This is a genomic window from Hydrogenophaga sp., from assembly GCF_051007235.1.
Classification (GTDB): Bacteria; Pseudomonadota; Gammaproteobacteria; order Burkholderiales; family Burkholderiaceae_C; genus Hydrogenophaga.
In genome coordinates this window covers 1-7366 of record NZ_JBPCSJ010000422.1, presented here as the reverse complement: position 1 = coordinate 7366, position 7366 = coordinate 1, and the positions used below count along the sequence as shown (strand labels likewise).

Below are 7366 nucleotides of genomic sequence, written 5' to 3'. Positions count from 1 at the left end.
GTGTTCGTCCAGGTGCAGGTCCGGTTTGGTGTCCGGCATCACGCAGCGTTTGCAGTAGGTCAGCATGGGTGTGTTTCTCGAAACGGGCTCAGCGCGTTTCCATCAGGAACCCGGTGATGTCGTCCTGCGGGAAGTTGGGGTCGCGGCGGTAGGCAAAGCCATAGTCCACCAGCTGCAGCTGCGGGTGGCGGTCCATGATCTCGCCGGCGAAGTCGCGCTTGAACAGGCGGTCGCTGTGGCCGCGGTAGGGACTGGCCACCGGCGCCGGGTTGTAGTACTCCGCCACCATCAGGTATCGGCCGCAGGCGGCGAACAGTTTGTCGTACACCTGGGGCAGCACCTCGGGGTTGATGTGGATGAGCACGCCTTTGATGAGCGTCAGGTCCCACTGGCGGGCCGGAGTGAAGTCCAGGATGGACGTGTTGTGGACGTTGGCGGACGGGATGACCTCGCCCAGTTGCTTCGCGGCCTCGGCGTTGATCTCGATCGCGTGCGCGTCGATGCCGGGGTGCAGCAGCTTGAGCGCCTTGAGGTTCATGCCGATGTTGGCGCCGAACTCGATGCAGCTGTGGATGCTGCGGGCTTGCCGCAGGGCCTTGCCGAAGAAGTCGAGGTTGGAGGCCAGCAGCGCGTCGCCCTGGTTGCGCTGGATGTACTCGGTGCCGAAATCGCCGGCCCAGAAAGCCTCCTGCTCGGTCTTGAAACTCATGGGGTGGACTCCTGTGTGTTCTGGGTTTGGGTCGCGGGCTTCTGCTGGATGTGCTGGTTCAGCGCGATCCAGTCGGGGTGCTGCTCCAGCAGCGCCAGCACGTCGGCCTGGGTGAAGTTCGGGTGGGTTGGCATCAGGTGCTCGAACAACCGACGCACCAGTTCGTAATCCTCGGGCGTGTCCACCGTCCAGCGGTGCTGGCTCAGGTCCACCGGGCTGGCGACGTTGCGCAGGCGGTAACGCTCGGGGTGCCAATAGAGGAAGGGCGTGACGTGTTCGCGTTCGGCGGGCTGGGTGGCTTCGACGTGGGCCTGGGCCAGCGCGGCGGCGCTGAACACTTCCACCGCCATGCCATAGGGCCAGGTCGGCGGCAGCATGTTGGAGACGTAGTCGCTGTCGCCTTCTTCGTACACCGCAATGACCTGGTCGATCAGCGCCGGGTCGATCAGCGGGCAGTCGGACGTGATGCGCACCACGGTGTCGGCACCGTGCAGCCGGGTGGCTTCGGCGTAGCGCGAGAGCACGTCGTGTTCGCTGCCGCGGTGGCAGGGCACGCCTTGCTGCGCGCACAGCGCGGCGATGGGATCGTCCGCCACGTTGGTGGTGGTGGCGATGACGATGCCTTGTGCCCGCTGCACGCGGCGCAGGCGCTCCAGCAGTCGCACCAGCATGGGTTCACCGGCCAGCGGCAGCAGCACCTTGCCGGGCAGCCGGGTGGAGGTCATGCGGGCCTGCACGACGATCACCGTCTTCATGCCACCAGCGCCTTCTTCAGTTCGGCCACCACGCAGTCCTGCTGCGCATCGGTCAGCGCCGGGTACAGCGGGATCGACAGGGCCTGCGCCGCATAGGCTTCGGCCGCTGGGAACTGGCCGGGCTGAAAGCCCAGGCCGCGGTAGTAGGGTTGCAGCGGGATCGGTTCGTAGTGCACGTTGACACCAATGCCCGCCTCGCGCAGGCGGGCGAACACGGTCGCGCGGTCGGCCACGCCGGGGCTGGGCACCACCTCGACCACGTACAGGTGCCAGGACGAACGGGCCGTGGCGCCCGGGCCGGGCACGCGCGCCGGCCGCCGCAGGGGCAGGCTGGCCAGCAGCTGGTCGTAGCGCTCGGCCAGCCGTTCGCGGGCGGCGTGGAAGCCGTCGATGCGCTGCAACTGCGAGCTGCCCAGCGCCGCCTGGATGTCCGTCATCCGGTAGTTGAAGCCCAGGCTGTGCTGCTCGTAGTGCCAGGCGCCCGTGTCGGGGTGCTGCATCTCACCCGTCTCGCGCGTGATGCCGTGCGAGCGCAGCAGCTGCAGGCGGCGCGCCAGCGCCGCGTCCTGCGTGGTCACCATGCCACCTTCACCGGTGGTCACGATCTTCACCGGGTGGAAGCTGAACACACTGGCGTCGGCGTGTGCGCTGCCAATGGGCTGGCCGTTGTAACTGGCGCCCACCGCGTGCGACGCGTCTTCCAGGATCCTGAAGCCGTAGCGGTTGGCCAGGGCCCGCAGGGGCACGAGATCGCAGGCCAGGCCACCGAAATGCACCGGTATCACGATGACGGGCAGACGGCCATCGCGCTCGGCCTGTTCCAGCTTGGCGCTCAGTGCGGCCACGCTCATGTTGCGGTTGACTGGGTCGATGTCCACGAAGTCCACGTCGGCGCCGCAGTACAGCGCGCAGTTGGCAGAGGCGACGAAGCTGTTGGGGCTGGTCCACACCGTCTTGCCCGGACCTGCACCCAGCGCCAGGCAGGCGATGTGCAGGCCCGCGGTGGCGTTGGACACGGCCACCGCATGAGCCACGCCATGGCGCTGCGCGAAGGCCTGCTCGAAGCGTGGCACGGCCGGCCCCTGGGTCAGCCAGCCCGAGGTGAGCACCTCGCGCACGGCGGCCAGGTCGTCCTCGTTGATCGACTGGGTGGCGTAGGGGATGAAGTCCATGGGGCTGCGCGCCATCAGATGCGGCCGATCTTGTCCTGGTGCTGGGCGATCCAGGTCTGCAGGGCCGACACGTCCATCCACTCGGGGTTGTTGTCGCTGGCGTAGGTGAAGCCTTCGGGCACGCGTTTGCCGTCCTTGATGCGCTTGAAGTCTTCGTGCCAGCTGTGGATGGCCGGCAGGATCTTGAAGTGCTCGGGGTACTCGTAGGTGTAGTAGGCGTCCTCGGGGCTGATCATTTGTTCGTGCAGCTTCTCGCCGGGGCGGATGCCCACGATCTGATGCTGCGCCTCGGGGTCGACCGCCCGCGCGATGTCGGTCACCTTCATCGACGGGATTTTCTTGACGTAGATCTCGCCGCCTTCCATGTCTTCGAAGGCATGCCAGACCAGCTCCACGCCCTGTTCCAGCGTGATCATGAAGCGCGTCATGCGAGCGTCGGTGATGGGCAGGGAGCCCTTGCCCTTCTGCGTGAGGAAGAAGGGGATGACCGAGCCACGCGAGCCCATCACGTTGCCGTAGCGCACCACCGAGAACTTGCAGCCGGTGGCGCCGGCATAGGAGTTCCCGGCCACGAACAGCTTGTCCGACGCCAGCTTGGTGGCGCCGTACAGGTTGACCGGGCTGCTGGCCTTGTCGGTGGACAGGGCGACCACGCCTTTGACGCGCCGGTCGATGCAGGCGTCGATGACGTTCATGGCGCCGTTGACATTGGTCTTGACGCACTCGAACGGGTTGTATTCGGCCGTGGGCACGATCTTGGTGGCCGCGGCGTGGACCACGTAGTCCACGCCGTCCAGCGCGCGGTACATGCGTTCGCGGTCGCGCACGTCGCCAATGAAGAAGCGCACCCGTTCATCGCCCTGGAACAGCTTGGCCATTTCCCACTGCTTCATCTCGTCGCGCGAATAGATGATGAGCTTGCGCGGGTTGTAGCGTGCCAGGGTCATGGGCACAAAGGTGTGACCGAACGATCCGGTTCCGCCGGTGATGAGGATGGTGGAGTTTTTCAGCATGGCGCTCGATGGCAGCGTGTGTGCTGCGGGGAATGCAGTATTTTGACCGACAGAAACCGCCAGGAGCAGTGCGACCGGATCGCTCAGGCCACTGCCGAGCGACCCGCCAGGGCCTTTGTCACGACGGCGGCCACCCGGCGCGACGCCAGCCCATCGCTGCGGTAGCTGGGATCGGACGGATTTCCGTGACCGGCCAGCACGGCGTTCAGCACCTGAGGCAGATCAGACGGTGTGGCGGCCGGGGTCGAGACCCCCTGCTGCGCCAGGCTGAACCACACGTGGGCGGCAGGTGAGTTTTCCACCGAGATCACCGGCTTGCCGCCCACGGCCGACTCCAGGCCCACGGTGGAGGTCTGCACCACCACCGCCTCAGAAGCCAGGATCAGCGGGTGGATGGGCTCCCTGGGGGGCTCGCTGAAGTGGATGCGCGGTTCGTCGGGCAGGCGCGGGTACTCGGTCCAGTCGCTGGGGTGGTAGCGCACGATCAGGGCCAGGTCGTCGCGGGTTTGCACGCAGTCGCGCAGCACGGCTTCGATCTCGCGCGGCAGGGCCTGGCCCACCGGTACCGGCGTGGCGGGGTGGGCCTGTGGCTCCCAATGGCCAGCGAACAGCACGGGCTTGAGGTCTTGCCAGCCGCGCTCGGCCAGGAAGCGCTGCGCTCGCTCGTGGTTGTGTGCACTGAACAGGCCGTCAAAAGCCGGGTTGCCGGTGACCACCACACCGTCGGGCGGAAAGCCACGCGCGATCAGCCGCTGGCGCACGCCCTCGGAGATCACGCAGGTCCAGGCCGGCTTCGGCGCGTGCAGCACGTAGGTGTCGCTGTCCAGGCCGAACAGGTCCACCATGCCGACGGCCGGCAGGCCACGTTCACCGGCCACGTCCAGCGCGGTGCGTTCGCTGCGTGGCGAGTTGGTGGCGACCACCGCGTCGGGCTGCAGGGCGTCCATCACCTTGCGCATGAAATGCAGCGGCCGGAAACCGTAGCGGCCCTGCTGCCGGTAGAGGTCTGCCGCACCCGCCTCACCGTGCTGGGCGATCAGGTCCAGGTAGTTGATGCCCAGGTAGGCGATGGTCTCGTCGCGCGGCACGTCCGGGCTGGTGTTGCCTTCGCTCAGGCGTTCGCCCCAGGCGCGGGCCGCACCGGCGTCCACCAGGTGCAGGAAGTCCCGGTAGCCCAGCGCCTCGGGGCGCGCGGCTTTGGCCTTGTGGTGTCCGGTGGTCAGCGCCATCAGCGGGCATTGCACGCCAGGCAGCAGCGCTTCCAGTTCGCGCATCACCGGCAGCACCATGCCGATGTGGCCGCCGCCGTAGCTGACGAACAGGACCTTGGGCGGGTGGCTCATTCGAAGGCGTCCCGGTGCCACAGCGCCAGCGCGGCCAGTGCGCGCAATTCGCGGGTGAAGTTGCCACGGCCATCGCGGTGATCATCCAGCATGCGGGTGACCACAACCGGCTCGAACAGCTGGTCGATCGCCTCGCTGCCGGTCAGGGTCTGGCGCAGCCAGCCGTGCAGCTCGCCCTGGAACCAGTCGCCGATGGGCACGGTGAACATCTGTTTTTTGCGGTACGCGAGGTCTTCGCCGATCAGCGGCACCGCCGCGCGTTTGAACCAGTGTTTCTTGTCGCCCTGCGCCGAGAGTTTGGTCGCGCCGCGCGAGCGGAAGGCGAGTTCCATCATCCGCCAGTCGAGGAAGGGCGTGCGCGCCTCGATGCTCACCGCCATGCCCATGCGGTCGGGCTTGACCAGGTTGTTGCCGCTCAGCAGCAGCTGCATGTCGAGGTACAGGGCCTGGTTGATGCGGTCGAAATGCCGCGCCTCTTCGAACCAGGGGGCAGCCGCTGCGCCGAAGCTGTCGACGCCGGCCAGCTGCGTGCGCACCTCAGGCCGGTACAGCGCCGCCTTGGCTGCAGGGCTGAAGAGCGAAATGCTGTCGAAGTACGCGCGCTCGAAATCCGGCTGGGGCAGGGTCAGCGCATCCGGCCGCGCAAAGAACTGCGCGTACTTGTCGTAGCCGGCGAACAGTTCGTCGCCGCCGTCGCCGGTCAGCACCACCTTCACATGCCTGGCGGCCAGCTCGCTCACACGCAACGTCGGCATGAAGGACGCGTCGCCGTGGGGCTGGTCCAGGTGGTGCAGCACCATCGGCCAGCGGTCCAGCATGTTGAGCTCGGCCACCTCGCTGGTGTGGGCGCAGCCAAAGCGCTGCGCGGCCTGCGCGGCGAACGCGGACTCGTCGTAGCGCGGGTCTTCGAAACCGATGCAGAAGGTCTTGACCGGCTCTTTCACATGCCGCGCCATCAGGCCGACGATGGTGCTGGAATCGACCCCGCCCGAGAGGAAGGCGCCGAAGGGCACGTCGGCGCGCAGGCGGATGCGGGTGGCGTCGTCGAGCAGGGCCATGAATTCCTCGGTCCAGGCATCGAAGCTGTGGTCCTGCTCGCGCTGGTCGGCCAGGTTCCACCAGCGCTGCGTCTGCACGCCGCCGCTGCGTGTGTAGCGTTGCCAGGTGCCCGGCATGACATGGCGCACGCCTTCAAATGCGGTCCAGGGTGCCGGCACGTAGTTGAACGTCAGGTAGTGGTGGATGGCTTCCAGGTCCATGCCTGGTTTGCGGTTCAGCGCCGGCCAAAGCGCCTTCAGCTCGGAGCCGAACAGCAGCCGCTGGCCGTCGTCGTGCACATACAGAGGTTTCACGCCGATACGGTCGCGCGCGAGGTACAGCGCGTCTTCCCGGGCGTCGTCGATGGCGATGGCGAACATGCCGTTCAGGCGCTTCAGGCAGGCGATGCCTTCGCGCTCGTACAGCCGCAGGATGACCTCGGTGTCCGAATGTGTGTCCAGCCGCACGCCCTGGGCGCGCAGCTCGGCCGCGAGTTCCACGTGGTTGAAGATCTCGCCGTTCTGCACCACGGCGATCTGACCGTCGTCGCTCACGAAGGGCTGGTGGCCGCCGCCGAGGTCGATGATGGACAGGCGCCGGTTGCCGATGGCCACGCCGCGCGCGGGGCGGTGGTGGATGCCTTCGTCGTCCGGTCCGCGGTGGAACAGCGCTTGGGCCATGCCCCGCAACGCCGCGTCGTCCAACGGCTGTTGCCGGCGGTCCCAATAACCAAATATGCCGCACATGGGGGTGTTCTCAGTTCGCGCCCTGGCCGGACAGGCGCTTGGCCGTCCACCAGCAAATTTTCAGGTCCAGCCACAGCGAGGCTTCGCGCGTGTAGCGCAGGTCGGCTTCGAGGCGCTGGGTTTCGGTGGAGTCGGACCGGTACAGCGCCTGCGCCAGGCCGGTGATGCCGGGGCGCACGCTGCAGCGCTGTGCCCAGTCGGCGGGGGTGTAGAGGCTTTGTTGGGCCGGAACGTCGGGTCGCGGGCCGACCAGGCTCATGTCGCCGGTGAGCACATTGATCAGTTGCGGCAGCTCGTCCAGGCTGGTGCGGCGGATGAAGCGGCCCACGCGGGTGATGCGCGGGTCGTTGGCCGAGGTGAAGTAGGGGCCGATGCTGGCGGCGTTCTTCACCATGCTGCGGAACTTGAACATGCCGAAGCTGCGGCCGCCGAGGCCGACGCGGGTCTGGCGGAACAGCACTGGAAAGCCGCTCTCGATGGCCACCGCCAGCGCCGTGCCCAGCAGCAGCGGGCTGAGCAGCAGCAGTGCTATCAGGCTGGCCACCACATCGAAGGTTCGTTTGATCATCCCTGTCCGTTGCGCCGCATGC

Annotated in this window: 7 protein-coding genes; all 7 read right to left on the bottom strand. The window is 67.3% G+C overall.

Annotation, left to right across the window (positions count from 1 at the left end):
* Positions 1-88: 88 nt before the first annotated feature.
* Positions 89-709, bottom strand: coding sequence for a pseudaminic acid biosynthesis-associated methylase (locus tag ACR2JA_RS15105; protein WP_434009903.1), 621 nt, complete (start codon positions 707-709; stop codon positions 89-91).
* Positions 706-1464, bottom strand: coding sequence for a cytidylyltransferase domain-containing protein (locus tag ACR2JA_RS15100; RefSeq protein WP_434009902.1), 759 nt, complete (start codon positions 1462-1464; stop codon positions 706-708). The genes ACR2JA_RS15105 and ACR2JA_RS15100 overlap by 4 nt, the downstream gene beginning before the upstream one ends.
* Positions 1461-2636, bottom strand: coding sequence for a UDP-4-amino-4,6-dideoxy-N-acetyl-beta-L-altrosamine transaminase (gene pseC / locus ACR2JA_RS15095; protein WP_434009901.1), 1176 nt, complete (start codon positions 2634-2636; stop codon positions 1461-1463). Before pseC ends, ACR2JA_RS15100 begins: the two co-directional genes overlap by 4 nt.
* A gap of 14 nt (positions 2637-2650) precedes the next feature.
* Positions 2651-3649 (bottom strand): UDP-N-acetylglucosamine 4,6-dehydratase (inverting), encoded by a 999-nt coding sequence (gene pseB, locus ACR2JA_RS15090; protein WP_434009900.1) that lies wholly within the window; start codon positions 3647-3649, stop codon positions 2651-2653.
* An 83-nt stretch (positions 3650-3732) separates the two neighbouring features.
* The gene (locus tag ACR2JA_RS15085) at positions 3733-4992 is read right to left on the bottom strand and encodes a UDP-N-acetylglucosamine 2-epimerase (RefSeq protein ID WP_434009899.1); all 1260 of its coding nucleotides are present in this window, start codon (positions 4990-4992) and stop codon (positions 3733-3735) included.
* Positions 4989-6776 carry an asparagine synthase (glutamine-hydrolyzing) gene (gene asnB / locus ACR2JA_RS15080; protein ID WP_434009898.1) on the bottom strand — a complete coding sequence of 596 codons (1788 nt, stop codon included), beginning with the start codon at positions 6774-6776 and terminating at the stop codon, positions 4989-4991. The genes ACR2JA_RS15085 and asnB overlap by 4 nt, the downstream gene beginning before the upstream one ends.
* A gap of 10 nt (positions 6777-6786) precedes the next feature.
* Complete coding sequence (locus ACR2JA_RS15075) at positions 6787-7344, bottom strand: sugar transferase (RefSeq protein ID WP_434009897.1); 558 nt, start codon at positions 7342-7344, stop codon at positions 6787-6789.
* Positions 7345-7366: the final 22 nt, after the last annotated feature.